This window comes from Stieleria marina (assembly GCA_007741555.1).
Taxonomy (GTDB): domain Bacteria; phylum Planctomycetota; class Planctomycetia; order Pirellulales; family Pirellulaceae; genus K23-9.
In genome coordinates, this window is record CP036526.1 from 4,577,255 (window position 1) to 4,598,823 (window position 21,569).

The 21,569-nt window shown below is 55.2% G+C and carries 15 protein-coding genes; 9 read left to right on the forward strand and 6 right to left on the reverse strand.

All coding sequences use genetic code 11. The annotated features are described in order from the left end of the window. The first annotated feature begins 46 nt into the window (after positions 1-46). Positions 47-2,194 (forward strand): DUF1559 family PulG-like putative transporter, encoded by a 2,148-nt coding sequence (locus K239x_RS16260; protein WP_419189034.1) that lies wholly within the window; start codon positions 47-49, stop codon positions 2,192-2,194. 100 nt (positions 2,195-2,294) lie between these two features. On the opposite strand, the gene carA is transcribed toward K239x_RS16260, so the two are convergent. Further along, positions 2,295-3,458 carry a glutamine-hydrolyzing carbamoyl-phosphate synthase small subunit gene (gene carA, locus K239x_RS16265; protein WP_145419294.1) on the reverse strand — a complete coding sequence of 388 codons (1,164 nt, stop codon included), beginning with the start codon at positions 3,456-3,458 and terminating at the stop codon, positions 2,295-2,297. A gap of 135 nt (positions 3,459-3,593) precedes the next feature. Next, a complete protein-coding gene (locus K239x_RS16270; RefSeq protein WP_145419295.1) occupies positions 3,594-4,889 on the reverse strand; it encodes a DUF1559 domain-containing protein in 1,296 nt (431 codons plus the stop codon). A gap of 539 nt (positions 4,890-5,428) precedes the next feature. Between K239x_RS16270 and K239x_RS16275 the strand changes: the two genes are divergently transcribed. From K239x_RS16275 to K239x_RS16300, 6 genes are all read left to right on the forward strand, one after another. Further along, positions 5,429-6,277 (forward strand): HAD-IIA family hydrolase, encoded by an 849-nt coding sequence (locus tag K239x_RS16275; protein WP_145419296.1) that lies wholly within the window; start codon positions 5,429-5,431, stop codon positions 6,275-6,277. Between the two features lie 265 nt (positions 6,278-6,542). Continuing rightward, complete coding sequence (locus K239x_RS16280; protein WP_145419297.1) at positions 6,543-6,926, forward strand: hypothetical protein; 384 nt, start codon at positions 6,543-6,545, stop codon at positions 6,924-6,926. Positions 6,927-7,391: 465 nt separating this feature from the next. Then, complete coding sequence (locus K239x_RS16285) at positions 7,392-8,645, forward strand: DUF1559 domain-containing protein (protein ID WP_145419298.1); 1,254 nt, start codon at positions 7,392-7,394, stop codon at positions 8,643-8,645. Positions 8,646-8,711: 66 nt separating this feature from the next. After that, positions 8,712-8,900, forward strand: coding sequence for a hypothetical protein (locus K239x_RS16290; RefSeq protein WP_145419299.1), 189 nt, complete (start codon positions 8,712-8,714; stop codon positions 8,898-8,900). A gap of 288 nt (positions 8,901-9,188) precedes the next feature. Next, entirely contained in the window at positions 9,189-10,142 is a 954-nt protein-coding gene (locus K239x_RS16295; protein ID WP_145419300.1) for a hypothetical protein, read from the forward strand. 184 nt (positions 10,143-10,326) lie between these two features. Then, positions 10,327-12,060, forward strand: a complete 1,734-nt coding sequence (locus tag K239x_RS16300; protein WP_145419301.1) for a PQQ-dependent sugar dehydrogenase — start codon at positions 10,327-10,329, stop codon at positions 12,058-12,060. A 24-nt stretch (positions 12,061-12,084) separates the two neighbouring features. Here K239x_RS16300 and K239x_RS16305 read toward each other — a convergent pair whose 3' ends face one another. Both K239x_RS16305 and K239x_RS16310 read right to left on the reverse strand, forming a co-directional pair. After that, positions 12,085-13,224, reverse strand: coding sequence for a prenyltransferase/squalene oxidase repeat-containing protein (locus K239x_RS16305; RefSeq protein ID WP_419189035.1), 1,140 nt, complete (start codon positions 13,222-13,224; stop codon positions 12,085-12,087). Positions 13,225-13,343: 119 nt separating this feature from the next. Continuing rightward, positions 13,344-14,639 carry a hypothetical protein gene (locus tag K239x_RS16310; RefSeq protein WP_145419302.1) on the reverse strand — a complete coding sequence of 432 codons (1,296 nt, stop codon included), beginning with the start codon at positions 14,637-14,639 and terminating at the stop codon, positions 13,344-13,346. Positions 14,640-15,115: 476 nt separating this feature from the next. Here K239x_RS16310 and K239x_RS16315 point away from each other — a divergent pair, with 476 nt between their 5' ends. Beyond that, the gene (locus K239x_RS16315; RefSeq protein ID WP_419189036.1) at positions 15,116-15,940 is read left to right on the forward strand and encodes an FkbM family methyltransferase; all 825 of its coding nucleotides are present in this window, start codon (positions 15,116-15,118) and stop codon (positions 15,938-15,940) included. Positions 15,941-16,084: 144 nt separating this feature from the next. Further along, positions 16,085-17,158 (forward strand): glycosyltransferase family 61 protein, encoded by a 1,074-nt coding sequence (locus K239x_RS16320; RefSeq protein WP_145419304.1) that lies wholly within the window; start codon positions 16,085-16,087, stop codon positions 17,156-17,158. 271 nt (positions 17,159-17,429) lie between these two features. Here K239x_RS16320 and K239x_RS16325 read toward each other — a convergent pair whose 3' ends face one another. Together K239x_RS16325 and K239x_RS16330 are read right to left on the reverse strand one after the other, a co-directional pair. Then, positions 17,430-18,758, reverse strand: coding sequence for a Gfo/Idh/MocA family protein (locus K239x_RS16325; RefSeq protein ID WP_145419305.1), 1,329 nt, complete (start codon positions 18,756-18,758; stop codon positions 17,430-17,432). A 213-nt stretch (positions 18,759-18,971) separates the two neighbouring features. After that, entirely contained in the window at positions 18,972-21,293 is a 2,322-nt protein-coding gene (locus K239x_RS16330; RefSeq protein ID WP_145419306.1) for a vWA domain-containing protein, read from the reverse strand. Positions 21,294-21,569: the final 276 nt, after the last annotated feature.

Below are 21,569 nucleotides of genomic sequence, written 5' to 3' on the forward strand. Positions count from 1 at the left end.
CTTCTCTTCCCACGCTTTCGCTTTTGCATCAAGGATTCTGTTGACGATGACTCGAAAATACTCGGCCATTGGGTTGCTATTCTTATCGACGGTGATCGGTTGCGGTGGCCCCAGCACCGAAGACTTGATGATGCGGGCTGCAATGCGTAGCCGTGGCCGCGATGATGAAAAGGCTGCCGACAAAATGCCGGTCGACAACAAACCATCGGATGGTGATTCACAATCCGAATCGATCAATCCTCCGGCGACGACTGCCCCCGCAAGGCAAATCGCATCGAAGCTGATCGACCAAACCATCGCCTTGGTTCCGCAAAAAGAAAAACCAGTCGACGTGCTCGATACGCTGAGCGAACTTGCCATCGAACCGATCAGCGAACGCAAACCCAAAGGCGAATCAGACAAGGACAGCCGGCGAAAACAGTCGGCCGAAAATTTGCGAAAGATTGCTGACGCACTGCAAAAATTCCATTCCGACAAGGGCTACTTTCCGGCTTCGGCAGTCAAAACGAAAAGCGGCGTTTCAACACTTTCTTGGCGAGTCGAATTGCTACCGTATTTGGGCTACGCCGATCTGTACAAGAAGTTTGACCCAACGCGACCTTGGAACTACGAACCGAATCAAACGCTACTGCAATACATCCCCGACGAATTCATTTCGCCAGAACGATACGATGTAAAGACAAACTATCAACTGCCAGTCGCATCGACCTTTATGTTTGAAAAAGGCAAGGCCCGCAAACGCCATGACGTGGACCAGGAAGACGGTTCGGAAAACACGATTATGTTGCTGGAAGTCAACGACAATCTGGCAGTCGAATGGACCAAACCAGCCGACTACACGCCTAGCAACGGGATCAACGTCAAGAACGATCTGGGAGCGCTGCGTGGTGATGGCACCTTTGCTGTCTGGGCCAATGGTTGGACCGTCTTATTAGCCAACGGATTATCGAACCAGCAGATTTTCAATGCTTTGACATTCGATGCCGGCGACGGGCAACGCGCAGGCGAAGTCCACCGTGACATCCCATTGGCCGAACCGACGGTGGCTTCGGCGGCAGATAATTCAGCTGAGGGTTCAGCCGAAAACAGGGACGACGCTCAAGCTTCGATGCTTTCGAGTATTTCCGACGTGCCAGGCCGCCCTATTCCGACTGCCGAATTGAGGGCACGCGAAAAACTGCCGATCGCCGGCGACTTGGCTAAAGCTCAAAGCCGACTGCGCGAGATCTTTCGGGACAAGATTGTCCAAGCAAAGAAGGACGATGAGAAAAGCCAACTTGCCGACGAAATGTTAGACATATCAATCGACATGACCAAAGACGCTTCAGGCGCGTATGCGTTACAGCAAGCCGCCATCCATCTGAGCAGCGAAGCTGGCGAACTGCAACCTATCCTACGAGCGATTGATCAGCGTGTGTCACGTTTTGAGATCGACGCTTACGAAGAAAACATGTCCGCACTGCTTCGGTTTGCCGAATCAACGACTCGCCGTGAGCCGGAGGACGTCGACGGAGATGAATTTGTCCGTCGTTCGGTGGCGGTAATTTTTGCCGCGATCAGCGACGATGATTATGTTCGCGCGTCCGCACTGGCACGGCACTCGTATCGCTTGCTTGACCAAGAGCCAGACGACGAGATGATGAAATCGCTGAATCGATTGCGTGTTCTCTTGTCGTCCGCCCAACGCGAATACGACAAAGCGTCCGTTGGGTTGGCAAACTATCGCGACGATCCCGATCGAGTCGATGACGCCGCCACGTTTGGTCGCTTTTTGTGTTTTATCAAAGGCGACTGGGACACAGGACTACCGTTGGTCGCCATAGGTGGTCCAAAGTCGCTTCAAGAACTTGCCACGCGTGACCTGGCCGGTGCTCAAACGTTCTACGACCAAGTCGCGATCGGTGATGCGTGGTGGCGATTGTCCGAAGGCATTCGCAACGGAGTGTATCGCCAAGCACTCCTGAATCGCGCGGCAAGTTGGTACCAAAAAGCGTGGCCGGTGATGCCAGAATCACTGGATCGCATTCACGTCAAGAATCGGTTGGACGAACTGGACGACATCCAAGCCAACAGCCCGTTGACGTTGATCCAACAACTCGCCGATGACCTTGGCGTCGATCTGCAAACCAGCCTAGCGGCAGTCAATGTTCGCCGCGTCCGTCGCCGAGGTAGCAACGACCAGGACGACGATTGATCCCACATTCGGCCGCGCCGAGTGACGGAACTCGGCAACTGGTCTTACGCGAGACAAAACACCTCCGACGAACAGAAACTCAAATCGGTCTGAACTCAATTCAGGACGCGACCGTGCCGAGCTGTTCTTGAAAACGTTGGAACAAGTAGTGGCTGTCATGAGGTCCCGAGGCTGCTTCGGGGTGATACTGCACACCAAACGCATTTTCGGTTTTGTGACGCACGCCCGCGACGGTGTCGTCGTTTAAGTTTCGGTGCGTCACTTCCAGACAATCCGGCAACGATTTTTCGTCGACCGCGAATCCGTGATTTTGCGTCGTGATTTCGACTTTGCCCGTTTGATAGTCCATCACTGGTTGGTTTACCCCGCGGTGACCGAATTTCAATTTGAACGTGGTCGCTCCGCAGGCCAGAGCTAGCAGCTGGTGGCCCAGGCAGATACCAAAGATGGGTTTCTGACCGATCAATTCGGCAATCGTTTTGTGCGCGTAGTCCAGCGGCTCGGGGTCACCCGGTCCGTTGGACAAAAACACGCCGTCGGGATTCAGCTTCAGAATCTCTTCTGCTGACGTATCACCCGGCACGATGGTTACCTGATTCCCACGCGATGCAAAATGTCGCGGGATGTTCCACTTCATGCCAAAATCCATGCAAACCACATGGTTGCCCGAATCGGGCGTGTCGACTTGGCCGATATGGATCTCGGTCCAATCGTCCAACCGAGTATTCCACTGCACGGGTGCTTTTGGCATGACTTCCCGAACGATATCCCGTCCGACCAAACTGGGCGCGGCTTTGGCTTTGGCGATCAAACTTTCGTCCGACAGGTCCGTCGTCGACAGCACGCCTCGCATCGCGCCTTCGGTGCGAATCCGACGCACCAGAGCTCGCGTGTCGATACCGGCGATGCCGATCAAGTTGTTTTTCTTGAGATAAGAACCCAAGTCGTCTTCCGCGCGATAGTTGCTGTACAGGCGGCTGACTTGGCGAACCACAAATCCGGCCAACGAAGGTGATTCGTGTTCGACGTCGATGGAATTGACGCCGTAGTTTCCGATTTCGGGATACGTCATCGTGACAATTTGGCCGCGATAGCTCGGGTCCGTCAAGATTTCTTGGTAACCGGTCATGGCCGTGTTAAACACGACTTCGCCGGTCACTTCGCCCTCGGCGCCAAAGGACTCACCGGTATAGACGGTTCCGTCTTCCAAAGCCAGTTTTGCAGGAGGCAATTTGGCAGACTTGGGGGTGGCGGAATCAGACATTATTTCTCTGTGGTTCGAAGTTCGACAAACGACAGATTTAGATGATAGCCGAGCCAAAATTGTTCGCGAAGGGGGTCGCTTTTCTGAGCCCTCCGTTCGCATCACGCTGGCGATGAAACCCCAGTCACTGTGTTTTTACCAATTCAACTGTTCCACGACGCTTTCGCCCGACGCACGAGTTCCCAGTGCTCCCCACAATCCGAACGGACTTTTCGATTTCGCCGCCTGCTCTCGCTGGCCTCCGAGATACACCATCCCGTGACCGCTGTCTTGGCTGTGCTCGATCGATTGCGTCATAAACACAACCGCGCCATCGCACATCAAAACGTGAGCCCCCCCCTGGTGATTGCTGTGAGCGGTGAACACGCCCGTTTCGCCCACCGCTTGTCCCATGCAGCTCCCACCACCGGGCGGCAGAATCGTGTGAAATCCAGTCGCCGCAGCATGAAAATCAGCCCAACAGTAACCGCGGCGTGGCGACGGCCCCACAATGGAACTGACCAACCCTTGTGCCCCAACACCGGTAAACGCCATCGATGAACACGATGTCGGATCGTCTCGCAAACTGAACGGTGGTTTGGCCAAATTGGGTTTGTTGGTCAAAGACGCGCCGGAATCGCGCGTGATGATTTCGCCTCCCATGATCGTGTTGGAAAGCCCGTCGGTGACATCGTCGAAACGTTGCCGGTGGTGAGTCACAAAAACACCGCGCTGAGCCGCTCGCGATTGGCTGGCCCAACTTGCCAAGTTGGGTGTTCCATCGCTGCCGTTGGGAGGTCCATTCACGGCGTCGCCCGCGGGAGTCTGATCGTCACCGGGCATCCACATGATGTGGTGACCTCGCATGGTCCAGACCGATGAATCGCCCAAACACGCGGCGTAGTTGGTCAGCCCCAAAGTGGAACTGACTTCCGGATCACTGGGACACCGAAGCGTGGGAATTTCGGTCGCCCAAGGTCCAAAGTAAGCCTGATCCGGCGTCGGTCCCATGACTGGCCACTTGTAATCCGCCGCTTTGCCGGGGAAACCGGCGGCAGGACTACCGGCGGCAAACGACGGCGTGCCTGACTGATGGATCTTTTCCCACAATCCTTGCTGTTCCATGAACGGTGTCAGCCCTACCAAATAACTCAGCCGCCAACCGTTTGAATCCGTGTGAGCACTCCACCAGTTCGTCGCCGCTCCCTTGCTGCCATCGCCATAGTTGGGCAACTGGTCATGCGCGCTGTGGTAGTTGTGGATCGCCAGCCCGACTTGCGCCAACTGCTGGCTACAGTTGCAACGCCTTGCTGCTTCACGGGCCGCCTGCACGGCGGGCAGCAACAGCCCCACCAAGATTCCAACGACGCCCATCACCACGATCACTTCGACCAAAGTAAAACCGAGACAAACGCAGCGGCGAGGCGCAGTGAAACGATGACCGATATTCATATTCGATGTCGCTGGGGGAAAACGGCGAATCCTAATCAAACGCAAGACGGTCTTTTTTACCACAAACAAAGGTCCATCGCGTTGCTGGGTCACACCCAGTGACTTACACGATCGCGACTCCATCACCGCGACTCATCACAGTACGCCCCCCCTTCAATCAACTGACTGGAGAATGTCGCCGGGGCAAATCACTTTTTTCCAACGACGCCGGCCAGCCCCGTATTGCTGAAAAACCCGAGCCAGCCCTCTACGGATCGTGGCCTCACTAGGACGAGCCAACAGCCCTGGGGGAACTTCGCATCCCGCGGTGATGCACGGATCAACGCCAGATGCAAAAGACATGAGCACCCTGCAACGTAGATGAGCAAGATTTGCCTCGGCGTCTTGCGCGTGGTCACCAGTCGGACCGTGCTGACTCTCAGCGGGCGCGAATCCTCCCTTGCGTCCTTGGTACGAAACATGCATCTGGCTCGGAAACTCAAGCTTGGCAAATCCCTGCCAAACAAGTTTTCAACACACGAACCTCTCGCAGTAAACTTATGAAAACGGGCTTCTTGATCGACATGGATGGCGTCATTTACCGCGGCAGCGAACTGATCCCTGGTGCGGACCAGTTCATTGACGTGCTTCTCCGCCAAGGCATCCCCTTCCTCTTCTTGACCAACAACAGTCAGCGAACGCGCCGGGATGTTCAGACAAAACTTCAACGGATGGGTATCCATGTCGAAGAATCACACATCTTCACATGCGCAATGGCAACGGCCCGGTTTCTTGCCAAATTGAAACCCAACGGAACCGCCTACGTGATAGGCGAAGGCGGCCTGCTTCAAGCGATGCACCAAAATGGTTTTTCGATCGTCGATCACTCGCCTGATTTTGTCGTCGTCGGCGAAGGTCGCACCATCACGCTCAACGCGTTGGAATCGGCAGTGGATATGATCCTGGGTGGCGCCAAGCTGATTGCCACGAACTTGGACCCTAGTTGTCCGACCAAGAATGGAACGCGACCAGGATGCGGCGCAACCGTTGCCTACCTGGAAGCCGTGACGGGCCGCAAAGCGTTTAGCGTGGGAAAACCCAGTCCCATCATGATGCGGGCGGCTCGCAAAGAACTGGGGCTGGCGACGTCGCAAACCGTCATGGTCGGCGACACCATGGACACGGATATTCTGGGCGGCGTTCAGATGGGTTACCGCACCGTGCTGACGCTTTCGGGAGGGACGCGCAAAGAAGACTTGAATCAGTTTGCATTCGGCCCCGACGTGATCGTCGATTCAATTGCCGACCTGCGCGATGTCGGCGAATTCGTCCAAACCAGTTTGCCACTGGGCAACCGCGACGACGATACGGTCACCAATTTCGCCGCCTGGGCCGCTGCCAACGCTTGATGCGATCCCACAGCACAACCCACCAACAGCACAACCCACCAGCCGAACGATCAGATCCCTGGTCGCCCGCGAGCCGTTTCGCAAACGCGAAACGGCTTTCTGCTTCAACTAGGGGCTGAAAAAGGGTTAAACGGTGGGGATCGATTATAGCGACGTGTTCATTTGCTCCGGCGATGCAAAGTCGTCTGCGAGCGGCCTTTCGTGGCTGAGTTGACCTAGGGTTCGATTGAGGAAAGTTGTCAATCAATCGAACGAAAGAACTCGCATGCGTCCACTGATTATCGTCGTCTGTGTCCTTACCACATCGTCGCTGGCGTACTACACGACCGCGTATCGCTCGAACAGTAATGCGGGCTTTGGCGCATCGCAGAACCCAATGTTTTCGACCAACACCGACGTAGTGGCCACACGCGACCCATCGCTGCTGGCCGAATTCAAAGCCACTTTGAATCGCGATATCATCTTGAAGTGTGTGGCTCAGCATGAAGCCGGTCGTGAAATGGATTTGGATTATCTCGCCACTTGCGGTGACTTTGATGTTTACGCCCGCTATCTCCGCATTTCCAAGTTCGAAGCGGTCAAGAAGTTCCAACATGTGATCATCTATTCGTCATCGATGCTCGAATTTGAAGAACGACTCGCCCGCTAAGCGGCGCCGCAAACAATGCCCGCCGTTGCTCTTCAACGACGCCGTGTTTCTCTTTCACCGGCAACACTCCCGGTAGGGACGAAGTCACTTCAATCGCGTATGGCGTACCGTTCCCTTCGCATTCAATCTGCTTATCAAACGCGCAGTTTGCGCAACCGCCGGGCAACCTTCAGCTTCCGATGCTGACTCTGACCATCGTTCAGAGTGCGGTTGAGAAACACTTGAATCAAAAAATAGAAATTTGCTTAAGTTTTCTCGCTTTGTTTACTTAGTGCAAATGTACATGGGAACGTTCCAAGGGAAACGATTCCGTCCCAACAGCTGCGCCCAAGCCACGCGCGATGTTAAGCAAACGTGCTTCGATGCGAATTGGCTTTCGGCTTGCTACTGACTTGTCAGGAACGATCTTATCGGCGACGGGGGACTCCGCCGCCACTCTCTTCCTCACATTCAGCACAGAGTCAAATGAAGTTCACGACGAAAAACCAGGTCCGCCCCCGCAGTGCGTTCACACTGGTCGAACTACTTGTAGTCATCGCCATCATCGGCATTCTCGTGGGGCTGCTTTTGCCTGCGGTTCAAGCAGCACGCGAAGCAGCTAGACGAATGAGTTGCAGCAACAATTTCAAGCAAATTGGACTGGCGATTCACAACTACCATTCCGCGTACAAACAGCTTCCTATCCACGGCGGCGGCACCAAAGGGACTCACCAAGGTCGTCACGAAAGTGGACAGCGAGGCAACGACCGGTTGGAACTCTCGGCATTGGTTCCGCTGACTCCCTTCTTTGAACAGCAAGGTTTGTGGTCGCAGATTAGCAATCCGTTTCAAACTGAAGACAGCTCGGGCGGAGTTCGGGTCTACAACCCCATGGGCCCTTGGCCTGGCATGCCGTTGTCAGCCCACCTGACCTGGGGCAACTACGATCCGTGGTTAACAAACATCCCCACGTTGCGGTGCCCCAGTGACCCCGGCATCGGCTTGCCCGCACCTGGCCGTACAAACTATGCCCTTTGCACTGGTGATTCTTGCGACGCCGGGTTTGGCGGTGCACTCAATCGCTTGACCGGTGCGACACAAAGCGGTGGGAATCCGCCGATGTACTCCCGAGTGCAAGCGTCCCAGCGGGGCGCGTTTGCGGTTCAGTTAAGGTCCAAGTTCCGCGATGTGCTGGACGGTTTGTCCAACACGATCTTTGCGGGCGAAATCATCACGGACTTAGGTGACCGCGATCGACGGACTCACCTCGCCGACAACATGGCTCAAAACATCATCAGCGCCGGTGGCAACATGGACTGCCGACTCAGCCTGGATCCCGAGCGCCCCATGTTTTGGGCTCAAGATCCCTCACCGAATCGCTTGACCGGCAGCGCCGAAGAACGCCGTGGAATGAAGTGGGCATCGCTGCTTCCCATCTACACGCAAATGATGACGATCCTGCCTCCCAACTCGGAGCTTTGCGGCAACAACTTCTATTACTCGATTGTCGTTGCCCCACCAAGCAGTCGCCACCAAGGCGGCGTCCATGTCTTGATGGGCGACGGTGCTGTCAAGTTCGTCTCCGATTCGATCGAAGCAGGTGATCCGCATCGCGGGCAAGTCGGCATTCACGCAGCTCACAATGACCCTCAGTCAACCGCGGGAAGCCGTAGCCCCTACGGTCTGTGGGGAGCCTTGGGAACTCGTGCTGCTAGCGAAGTCATCCAAGACTTTGAGTGATCCGTTATCGGTCCCTCACTCGACTGCCCCTTAGCTTTTCAACTTTCTAAACAAAGACTGACCGACATGCAAAATTTCATTCCACTTGCCATCGCCATGGCATTCTCCATCACCGGTTGCGGCCCCGATGTGGCATCGGTTCCCACTGATAGCAGCGCGATGCAATCCTACATTGACCAACACCCCGAAATGAATATCACGGACGAACAGCTGAACTCCCAGCCAGAACCTGGGTCGGCCAAAATGGAAGGGTAGCCCACCGGCGTTCGCCTTCCGGAAAATGCCAGCCGACCCGTCATCGCGGGTCGGCGGATGCCAATTTCACACACCCAACAACGCGATAGCGTTTTCGTATCAAATTTCCGCGTTGGCAAAACATCTGGGCCTAGCACCGTACAAATCACTGGCCTGATGTTTCGATCACCAGCTTCCACTGTCGTTGATCAAAAGAAAGGTTGACCGGCTTGGGGGACAGGAAGCAATCCGTCGTGTAGTGCTGGACCACGCGGTCCAGCGACAAAAACTCACACGCAGGATAAGACCATGTTACGAATCATCATGCTGCCAGCAATCGTCTGCTTGGTCGGTGCCAGCGGATGGACGCAAGAGTACGGGCGCTCCTCCACCTACAAAATCCGACGAATCATTGGCCAGGTTCCTCCTCGCCCTCCGATCCTCGGGCCAAGCAAGATTGAAGACGTCCAGACCATGGTCGGCGGAACATTTATCGAATTGCAGTTCAAAACCACTCATGCTGTGCGTGGATTGGTGCTGTGGACGAACAGATCGACCGGTGTCGCTGGCAGCCGGATGACGGCCAATGGCAAGAAACACAAACTGCTGGTAGAGAATCTGTCGCCCGACAGCGACTATCGTTTTCAGATTTACCAGTTGCCGATCGATCCCCTTCCTGTCGACCTGCACACGCATGAATTCCAAAGAACGACGCTTCAAAAGAACGTGACGTGCTTTGTCGAAAACATCTACATGCTGGACGACTCCGATGAACTTTCCGCTGGGGAGTTCTTCTTCAACTTCATCCTGGGTTCCAAGGACGCCAATTTCAACGAATCCGGAAATGCTTGGGATGCTTTTGGCACACCGCTTGTCAGCATCCACAGCGGAACGAACTTGGCCCTGATGCCCGCGGGAATTACAAACGTATTGTCGGCAGACAACGTGCATTCACCCGATCTGAAATTTGCGGTCAGTGCCTTTGAAGACGACGGGTTGGACGGCTTCCTAGGCTTGCCGCCGCGTGCCCCCAAACCCGACTTGTACGTCGGATCCTACGACCACGGCGTGACCGAAACAAACAGCGGGTTCCTTTTGACAAACATTTCCGGTTCGGCTCTGACCCCCAATGCAAACACCCCACAAAAGCGAGAATCGCTAAACAAATCGTTCGATCTGTATGTTCCCCCAAGCTCTGAGTCAGATTTAAGCTACGCGATCTCGGGCTGGATTGTGGTGTCATACGCTGCCCCAAACCAATGATCACGCGTCAATCAGGCGGCATGGATGGAACTCGCCAACGAGCGAGATGCTGCGAGCCTTGTCGGTCTGGAGAGGCCCAGCTTGTGTTTCTCAGTGGGTAGAATGGTGCAAACGTCTTTAGCGTCTTTCATCTCTGCGATGCCAAAGCCAGACGCTTGATGCACCTATCGAAAACCGGAATCTGATGATGTCGATTGCACCTGATCGATCGCACTTCTCTGTTGTGTTCGGTATGCCCGCCCGATTCGGATGGGTGATCGCGATGCTGCTGGTGCCCGATGTGCTGCTCCTATCGGGTACGGCGGAATCGCAAGACAATGATACATCTCGAACAGAATTTCGGTTGGCTGCGGGGTTCCCTTCTGAGAATGCAACGAACGTGTCGACGGGCGTTGCGATCAGTCTGCGTTTCAACCAGCCAGTGAACCCGGATACGCTGAAATCTCTGAAACTGATTGCAGCGGATGGCACCGAGGTACCGTGTCGAAGATCGACGGACCTGACCAATGCGTCGATCACGCTTGTGCCGCGAAACGACTTGAAACCATTGACGAAGTACACGTGCCAAGGATCAAACGGCACGATGTCACAGGACGGTCAAGCGTTGACGGTGTTTTCGCGGCAATTCACAACGGGCCTGAATTCTGCTACCGAGTCCGCTCAGCCGACATTCAATCTGCAAACGTTCGATGAAACGCGCTCGATGACCACGATTCTGTTTGGGCCGGACCGTCGCTTGTATGCGGCGGATGCTTTTGGCCATCTGGTTCGCTGGGACATTGACGACCAAGGGTTCCCGCAGAACCGAACCGTCTTGTTGAGTGACCCAAACGAAAGTCGGCAGTACATCGATTTGGAATGGGATCCAGATGCGACAGCCGACAATTTGATTTTGTGGGCCAGCTTCTCCCATCGCAAAGCGCAGCGTGACGATCGCTTTTATTTCACCGGCACGATTGTCCGCATGCAATTGGGCGACACGATCCACGAGACGACCATCGTGTCGGGTTTGCCACACGGCCGAGAACGCCAGGGCGGTTTTGATACGCTGCCGCATCAACCCAACGGGCTCGTGTTTCGCGACGGAAAACTCTACCAGACAGTCGGGTCGACCAGCAGCTCGGGCGGACCGCCCAATTGGGGCAACCCTGAACAACCGCTATCGGCCTGCATCCTTGAATACAACTACCGTGCTATCGATGCTCCGCTGGACGTCCATCCAAGTTCAGGGATCGATCCTTCGGCAAAGGATTCTCCGGTAAAGATATATGCAACCGGAGTGCGAAATGCGTTGGAAATCACTTCGCACTCCAATGGGCACCTCTACACGGCGACTAACATCAACGATCGAACAGGCCCGCAAGACGGAGTTCCCAACGCACCGCATCTTCCCGGCAACCAAAATTTGTTGATCAAGGGAACCACGCCCGACCACGAAAGTCTGTTTCTTCTCAAACGCGGCCGCCACTACGGATTTCCCAATCCGTCGCGCGGCCAGTACGTTTTGCACGGTGGAAATCCAACTGCGCAAAAGGACCGTTACGAAATCCCTGACTACCCTGTCGGCACACAGCCGGACGAAGGATTCGCGGCCGAGCTGATGTACGAAATCTGGCAACACGGAGGCACCAGTGCAAACGGAATGATCGAATATCAACCGGCAACAAAGCATCCACTTTCGGGTTGCCTGCTGAGCTGTTTTTTTTCGGCCAAAAAGATATCCGCGATCCGACTCGGCGACGACGGCCTTCCGATCAGTATCACCAGCTTGCGTTCCGGCCAGGGCAAACTGACATTCGACGGTCCCCTGGATATCACCCAGGACAAACAGACCGGCATTCTCTACATCGCCGACTTTGGCACCCAGTCAAAATTCGGGGCCGACGGATCATTGAAAGTTCTCCGGCCATCACGCTGACGATCACGCGGAGTGAGGGGCCAACTACTCCACCGCGAGCACGTTGTCGGACGGAGCAAATGGCCAACCAGGAAGCCGACAGCAGCTCTGCAGCGCCAGGATCGCGTAGGCGCTGCCCGTGTTGGAGATCAGATTGCCCGCATCGTTGACCGGCGAACGCGTAAACCATTTGCCACTTTGGCGTTGATTGGCAAGCAACCACTCGATGCCCTTTTGCAAACGCTGGTCGCTGGCGGGGACCCCCAATTCGCGGCTGATGACGATGACCAATCCCGTGCCGTAGGCGTCACTCGTCTGCGTGTCCAATGGCTCACCATCGCCTCGCTCCAACCCCTTCCAATCAGACAGAAATCCCGCGGTCGACCAACCGCCATCGGGGAGCTGTAACGCTAAAAGTTCGTGCAGTGTTTTTGCCCGATCGCCATCGCTTGCAATGTCAGCGATACGCTTGGAACACCACGCGATCATCGCTCGGTGGTGAAGTGACTGAGGCGGATGATTTTTCAGATACCTGCGTAAATTCACCAAGCCTGCTTTGGCAGACTCCGTTTCGGCGTACCCGTCCGGAGCGATCCCGACGGCAAGTGCAGCCAGCGTTACTCCAAAGTGGTCGTCGATTTCCATGGGGGCATAATCACAATGCGGCCACTTCCATCCGCCATCGTCTCGCTGCACGGTCCACAACAAATCCAAAACGTCGCGAGCAACCGGGCTCAGTTTGCCTGTCGTCTGAGCATCATTAAACGCCAGCCCTGCCCCGACCACGATCGGCCAGAACCCTTGCTTTTCCGAGGGCCCTTTGGTTTTCCAGCGAACGGTCGAGTACTGCTGAAAAAATTTGCGTACTTCCCCGGAATCCTTTAGCACCGACGCGAGCGCCGGACGCGCAAACATGTAGGGCATGTTCGTATGACACGTCACGCACTTCTTCTCTTTCTGCCACGTCAGCGACGATCGATCCAAATAGATCGCCGCCTGCTTTGCCGAAAATTCGATCGCCAACGGTTCATCGCTGCTGATCGTTTCGCGCTGGTCCGGCACCGATTCAAACGTAACAACTTCGTCTTGAGCGATCGCGTTTGCCGACCACCCCAACGCAAACATCACGAGGACCAGAAGGGAGGCAAATACAAAACCGGTCTGCCGTCTGAGTTTATGATCCATCGGGTCGCAATCACTAATCGTGTTGAGGAATAAATAGCGGGATCGACTTTCAGCTTGACAAATCACCGATGACAAGCTGTCACCCGTTCGCAATTACAAATGGTAGACGCTCGGCGTCGCTAGTTGGCTTTCGGTTTGATGAACAACACTTCGCCGCGTTCGATCCAGCCCTTTCTCAGGTCGACGCGAAACCATTCGTCTGAATTCTTCTTGTGAAACCGGATGCCACTGCGGTTGCCGAACTCTTTCAAGTCATATTGCGCCCAGGTCTTGCCCCTGTCAGGCGAGTAGATGATGCCCGTCGCATAGGGCGATGCGGGCGCGTAGTGTGCCGACAGAATCACATCGTCTTGGATGATCATGTTGGCCGATTCGTACTGCGGATTGAACAGTTGTTCGTGTTTCGTCGTGTCCGCCAAATCGGCCGGAGCGCAGCGAAAGATGCCGCGATCATGAGGCATCGTGCCATTCTTTCCGTTCGCATCGGCCGCCCAGTAAAGCTGTCCGTCGACAAAGTTGATGCCGCCGGATTTGAATCGTGAATTGGAATTGACCGAAACCAGCACCTTCCAATCCCAAGCATCATTGGCGCCGTCATACGTGCCTCGCAACCAATGACATTCTTGCTGGTTGCTGCCATCGGGAGCCGTACGATCGTGGTCGCCCGTGCAAGCGTAGAACGCATTTTCAGCAGCATTGAATGCAACACTGTGAACGTGCCGGCAAATAACGGGATTGTCCGGGTTGCCCAGCAGATCGCTCGGCTTGCCACCGGGTTGTTGAAAATTGGCGTTCTGCCCGAAAGAGTACGCGATCTTGACGGTCTGACCTTGATCCGTCGAATAGTAAATGTTGACCGGAACGGCACCGCCCAAAACGTTGCAGTAGTTGCCCCAAACCAGCATTTCGGATCCGTCCACGTCCCAGGTGTGAACGCCATCGAGCGAATGAAAGTACCAACCAGGATTCTCAGAATCGATGGGACGGTGGGGAACGTAGTCGCTGCCGTCGGTGTCTTTGACAACGATCTGCTTCAAAGTACTTAGATTGTCGGTACTGAGAAACAGACGCGTCCGCGTTGCGAACAGAATGTTTCCGTCCTTTAGGATACAACTCCACGTGATGTTGTCTGCGTCGCGAAAGATCGCGTCATGCGTCCAGCTCTGCCCGTTGTCTTCCGACAGAAAGACTTTGCCCATCCCAAAGGCAAACGCTTTGTTGTCTCGCTGCGAATCAATGTAGGGGCCATCGGGTGCCATTCGATACCAGAAATGATCGGTCGACTTGACCTCATTCGTAGCTGCCCAAGACCGGTCGATCCCTGGCAACAACATTCCACCAGCGGCCGCCGAAGCAACTAGCAATCGCCGACGATTCAAGGGAACAGGTGAGTGATTCGTTGGCTGCTGTCTCATCGCGAATTCGTGTGCCTTGGCTTGTAACTGCAAAATGATTCAGGGAGATCACGCGAACGGCATGACGTCACAACAGTATGATCCAAACCGTCGAACGAATGTTTGCTTCAAAGAAAGCCGATTGAGCACGTGTACATGTAGTCAGAAGAGGCAGTCACAAGGAACGAGCGTCGAGAGCACACCCGTGGTATCAAACCTCTAAGCTTCGGTCCGTGGCCAATGGCATTCCGTTATTTCGTAAGAGCCCTTTCGCGCTGGCATATTTACATCGTTGCGAGCGGTTGCTTTGGCGGACATGATGCGCCTGCGATTGGTCGGGAAAACGTTTGCTTCTTGGTGGCCGACTTTGCGTTGGCTTTTGTTGGGGCCGCTCGTTTTTCGTGCGTCAATCGTCGGTTACTTGCGACGCCCATATTTGACAGCATTTTGGTTTCGGGAGTCGGCATTGCTCTGGATTGGGTTTCACGCTAAATGTGGTGAATGGGCCTGGAGCACTGTCGCTGGCTTTTGAAATCTACGCACTTTCCAAGGATGGAATCGTCGTGCACGCCGTCGCCAAGAGTTTTGCCAAACGGATCAGCCACCGCATCAAAAACACGACCGGCTATCGCTTGCTGCGTACCAAACGACTTGGCGTCGATTGGCTGGACGATGCGACCCGAATCGCTAGCGAAGGCTGGAATCCGCAATTCACTTCGCTGGACACTGTCTTTGATGTGGGCGCCAACATTGGCCAGACCGCTCGTAAACTTTCCGAACGCACTGACGCGACCAAGATTTTTTCGTTCGAGCCCGTTCCGTCGACGTTTGCAGAATTGAAGAAGAACACGTGTCATCTTCCCAACGTGCAGTGCTTTGTTTACGGCTTGAGCGACGTCAACGGCGAAGCCAAAATCAATGTCTACGGTGCCAGTGTGCTGGCGTCGACGTGTGACCACACACCGATCATGTCACCGGAGTGCAGTTCGTTTCAGCACACCGAAACCATTCAATTGCGCACGCTTGATTCGGTTTGCGAAGAACACGACATCAACCGAGTCGACGTTTTGAAAACCGACACAGAGGGTGCCGACCTGCGAACCATCCGCGGAGCCGAAAAGATGCTGGCTCAAAAGCGGATCGGTTTTGTGCTCTTTGAATTCTACTGCCCCGAATCCGACAACACTCAAAACGGCACACTCTTTCCGGTCAATGCGGCGCTGGCCAAACACGGATATCGACTGGTCAGTTTTTACACGGACTACGTCAACGACAAACAATCGATCGGCGTCTACAACGCCCTTTACATGGCGACTGCCTAACCCTTGACGACTGCCTGACGGGGCGATTTGTTTTTGGCAAGACGCTCGATACCGAGCGAATCGCTTGACGAATCCGATGCATTTTTGATAAGTGTGCAGGTCTCTTCAAACCTCTTTTCAGCGTATTTTTTGCGGGATCAAACAATGGAATTGATTGGAAAAGATTCGCGGTGCATTGCTGTCACACCGCCCATCAACGTTAACGCTCGCGATCGGCACATTTTCCCTCCGTCGATCAAAACCAAACTGGCCGAACAGCGCGTGCTCCGCCTGAGCGACGTCACCGCTGTCGGACGTGGTCCCCTGCGACAGCATGACGACTACCTGGCCGAATCGTTCGTGGCTCCCAACCACATGGACATCTGGAAACAGAAAGGCGGCCACTACCGCGCGGCTCTGGAACGACAAATTGGCCGCAGTCGCACGATTGATTCGCCAGTTGTTTGGATCACCGACAATTGGAGTTGCGGCTACTTTCACTGGATTTGCGACGCGCTGCCGCGATTGGAATTAGCGCTGCAGCACTATCCAGCAAACGAACTGACATTGGTCCTGCCGTACAAGTTTCGACGTCACGGATACTTTCTGGAAAGCCTGAAAGCGTTTGGACTGAAGGAAACACGGATCCTGAATCGATTCGAAAAACTGACGTGCCGCGACTTCATTTTGCCGTGCCATTTGGCTGGAACTGGTAGCCATGACCCTGAGATGATTGGTCGGTTGCGAGATCGATTTGGGCGTTTCTTTGGCGCACTTGCCGGTCGACCATCGGGGCACCTCGCAAGGCGATCATCGAGCCGCGTTTACGTGAGCCGCGCGATCGCAACACGACGCCGAATCGCCAACGAACAAGACATTTTGCCGATCCTGAAGCGTCATGGCTTTCACCGTGTGGTGGCCGAGAACATGACCTGGGAAGAACAGATTGCCACGATGCTGTCGACGGAGTTTTTGATCTCCAACCACGGCTCGGGACTGGCCAACATGTTTGCCATGCGACCGGGATCGTCGGTCCTTGAAATTCGCGAACGCTACGAAACCGGCCAAGGTTGTTTCTGGGGGTTAGCGTCCGCCGCGCAGCTTGACTACTACTACATGTTGGCGGACAAAGACGACGCCAGCAAATCAGCTCATTGGTCCGACGTCCGCGTCGACCCCAGCGAACTAAAACGGACCATCGAGATGATGGTGTCATCGAAACAAAAAGTCGCCGCGTAAACGCCGACGCGAATGGCTAAATCCAATCGCAGATCAAAACCATCGCCCAACGAGTAGCCGAAGTCATCCGACTTCGGCTACGCTGCGTTTGGTACTACGGGGCGAATCTTTTTCTGGAGAGAGCAGTATTGTTTTAGCGGTATAGCACAAGCCATACGATTGCTTCCGCACCGGACGGCTCGCGCCGTTCCGCTAAAAATTAGATCAGCTTCATAAAGTGACTGGCCCTGTTCGGGCCCCCACTTTGCTTGTCTAAAACAAGCAAGCGATCTTAGACCGCTGGGTTCACTTCCCATCCAGCACGGTATTCTTTGCTGATGTACTGAGCCGCTTCCGGGCAATTTGGCGATGTCAGCGTCTTGGCGTCCCACTGGATCTTTTTGCCAACGCGATACGCGACATTGCCCAGCAGAACCGTCTCGGTCAGTGCTCCCGAGTAATCGAAGTTGCAAGTCGTCGGCGAACCGTCTTTGCACGCTTTGATCCACTCCGCGTGGTGTCCGATCGAATTAGGGATCGACTGCTCCGGTGCTTGGAAGTTGGAGAACTTGTCTCGCGGGAACAACTTGTAACTTCCGTACGTCGAAAACAGGTGTCCCTTGCTGCCGACAAACATCACGCCGCTGTTAGGAACTTTTTCGCCAGCGACTTCGCGCGGCACCTTCTTGCCGTCGTACCAAGTCAACGACACGGGCGGCAACTGGCCGACGTGTCCCTGACGCTGCGGGAATTGGTACTTCACAATCAAACCTTCGGGACACGTTTCGGGATGAACCTCGGGGCCCTCGGCTTCGCATGAAGTTGGATGACGCAAATCCAATGCCCAGAACGGCAAGTCCATGTAGTGGCAACCCATGTCGCCCAGCGTGCCTTGCCCAAAAGCCCACCAACGACGCCAAGATGCAGGGTGGTATCGGCCTGCCGCGTACGGACGCACCGGAGCGGGGCCCAACCAGAGATCCCAGTTCAAATTAGCAGGTGGCGTTTCGCCTTTTTCGGGAAGTTCGCCACCGCCCCAAACTTTGCCAACCCAGACGTGGACATCGGTCACATCGCCGATCGCGCCCGAGCGGATGATCTCGACCACACGACGGTAGTTGTCGCCGGCGTGAATTTGCGTCCCCATCTGAGTCACGACGCCTTTCTTTTTGGCCGCCTCGGCAATCATCCGCGCTTCTTGCACCGTGTGGGTCAACGGTTTTTCGCAGTAACAGTGCAGTCCTGCGTTGATGGCTCGCATCGTTGCCGGTGCGTGGTTGTGGTCAGCTGTCGCGACCACGATCCCATCAGCTTTACTGGATTCGGTGTCGATCATTTCGCGGTAGTCCGCATAGCCGCGTGCGTCTTTGTGCTTGCTGAGTGCGACGTCCAGATAGCGACTGTCGACGTCACAAAACGCAATGATGTTTTGTGATTTGACACCGTCGACGTCGGCCGCAGCGCGGTTGGCGGTGCCAACGCAGATCAAGTTGATTTTTTCGTTGGGTGAATTGGATTCTTGAGCAGGCAATTCGCTCCAAACGCCGGCCGTCGCCGCGACGGTGGTGGCTGAAGCTACGAATTTGCGTCGTGTCAGTTGGGAAGGCTGCGGGAGTTTCATGATCGGTATTGTCGCTAACTGGAGAGGGCGGGACGTCTGAATCAAAGCTGCAAACGTTAAGCACCGCCAGTGTAGTAGATTGGCCCGGCAACATGTGTGGTGTCGCCCTAGCCGTGTTCATCGGGCGACACATTGCCGCTGCGGTCAAGACGAACGTAGACGGCCGCCAGATACGCGAAAAAGTGCGTTTTGGCTGGCGAACTGGTGGGGCACCTAGCGGGAGGGTTTAGCGGAATTTGCATCCTTGATCATTTTTTGCAATGCCAAGCTCCCGTCATCGTCTGCCGCGGCTGTCTGCTGGCGGAGCTTCCAATACCGACTGCGCGCGGCCTTCGCTGCGACCGTGTCCGGATAACCCTTGACCAGGATGCTGTACCGTTTCATCGCGCCCACAGCGTCCCCCATCCGTTCCACTCGCTGTGCCGTTCGCAGCATCGATCGGGCTCGCATTTCGCCCTGAAGTGATTCGCGCTGCACTTCTTTGATCAATTGAGGATTGCCGATTTCGTGGGCAATCTGCTGTGCCAGTTTTCGCCGCGCCTCCTTTGCTTTTTCGTCCAGCCCGACCCGCGATCCCCTGACCATGCTGCCAGCTAGCTTGGCCAACAAAGGCACGATGCGTTTTTGCAGCGAAGTCTGTTTTGTAGCACGCGACAAATTGGTCAAGTGCGTCAGATAGGCTTCGTCACCTTGGGACTGCTGAATCAAACGGGCGCGTTCAATCAAACGATCAGCGATGTTCCGATGCAGCGTCTTGATGTCTTCATCGTGCCGGACGAATGGCATCTGCGTCACGCAACGATCGATTTTAACGAACGCTTCGATCGGTTTGTTATTTGCCAACAACGCTCGCGTCTCGGTCAGCGTCTTGTTGACAAGCACTTTGTCCATGTCCTGACGAAACTGCGATTGGGGAAAACGCTTCAACAGCGAACCAAGTACGACGCTAGCTGCCTGCGATTGCTGAGAGCCTGGATCGTCGTTGGTAAGTTTGATGAGCTGATTGACTAGCGGAACTTGATAGGACTCGGTGACGATCGCGTTTGGATCGATTTCGATCAACTGCTCGATCGACTTTCCCGCAGCGGTGATGTCGTCTTTCTTCAGAGAGTCGTGAGATCGTTCAAAGAGCATGCGTGCCAGTTTTTCGCGTGCTTGCCAAGCCGGTTCGGTGTTGCCGTATGCTTTGATCAATCGAGTCATCAGGTACTCCGCGGACTCCAGCTGTCCGGTTTTCATCGCATCACTTGCGTCATCGAGCATCTCTTGGGCCTGATCGCTGTCTTGGTTGCCGACAAATCGATACTTGCCGCCCGTCAGCAACGATAGCTTTTTCATGTTTTCGCACGCGACGGCTTCCTCAAACGCGATCGCTTGAATCGGCGTGCGGCCTCCCGCTGCCTGAGCTAGCTGGAATACATCCAAATTGTCGCTCAGAAAAGTTCGAGACGATTTCGAGTTCACGGACGGCTTTCGGAACTTGCCATCGGACAACATAAAGATCGCACTAGGCCGCATTTGCAAGGCCAACTTGACCGCGCCGCGCGGATCCGTCCCGCCACCTTGAAACGCACTGACGACCCATTCCGCCAGCCGCTGCTTATTGTCCGGCGTTGCCGCGATCGCCCTGGGTGCTTTCGTGTTCTGGTTGAACATCTGGATGAACGAATTGCTGAACAGGATCACGTAAAATTTTTGGCCGTCGCCAAGTTGGTTGACCGAGCGGATCAGTTCGTCCGATGCCCGTCGATAGCGACTGCCTCGCATGCTGCCCGACATGTCCAAGATGTAGACGAATTCGTGCCCGGTCGTTTCAATACCAAAGAACGATCCGCTCAAACCTTTTTGCCCACCTTTGTCGCTTCCTTTTCCGGCCTTCTTTCCACCTTGTTTTGCACTCCTGTCGACGGCCGGTTTCGCCGATTCGCTGAACGTCGGCTTCACCTCCGGGATCGATTCGGTGACCGTGTCATCGGGCACCGTGTCCGTAGCGAAATCCGCCCCGACGGCCGCCTCCCGATCATCGCCAAGCGTCACGATCAACTGGTGCATGCCGTCGCCACCAAAATCCGCGGGAACCAGAAACAGCCCGATGATCGCCAAAATGATCAGGTGGATCGCGACGGAACTAAACCAACTGGTCGATTCTCGGCGTCCGTGGTTTTCTTGTTCACCAACGTCCAGCCGAAAGAGACTCGGCGATGCATCGGTTGCCGAGAGGCCGCGCTTTGAAACATGCGTTGAAGCGGATGTTTTCTTCGCCGCCCGTTGAGTGCGTCGACGTTGGGCGCGCTGCGTGCGAACCACGGGCGGTGGTTCACGATGAAAGATTTCGTCGCCGGTCGTCTGCGCGCTCTCTGGAAGAGGAGGTGGCAGCGGAGCGGAAGGAACCGGCAAAGATTCAACGGGCGGTGAAGACTCACGCGGCGGCGTAGATTTACGTGGTGGCGAAGATTTACGTGGTGGCCGAACTGGCGAGCCAGACGCAGGCTCTTTGTCGCTGTCGTTCCTCCATCGCGAACCTTCGTTGCTCATGCCCGATGTCTCAATGAAAAGTCCCTTGCCGATGAGACGGTCGTCCACTGCGGACGAGATCACCGCCTCGCTTCAGCTTCAAGCGTCGATTCGACGTTAGCAATTTGCAGCTGACGGATTTGCAGCGGGATAGACAAGGAGAATGACAACGCAGCCGACAGCTGGATTTACAAAATTCCCACAACGACACCGTGGTGTCAACTATTTTGTGGCACTATCGCCGTCGCAAGAGACAGCCGCAAATCAGGAACGATCCGGCTTGATCTCGCGGATGTC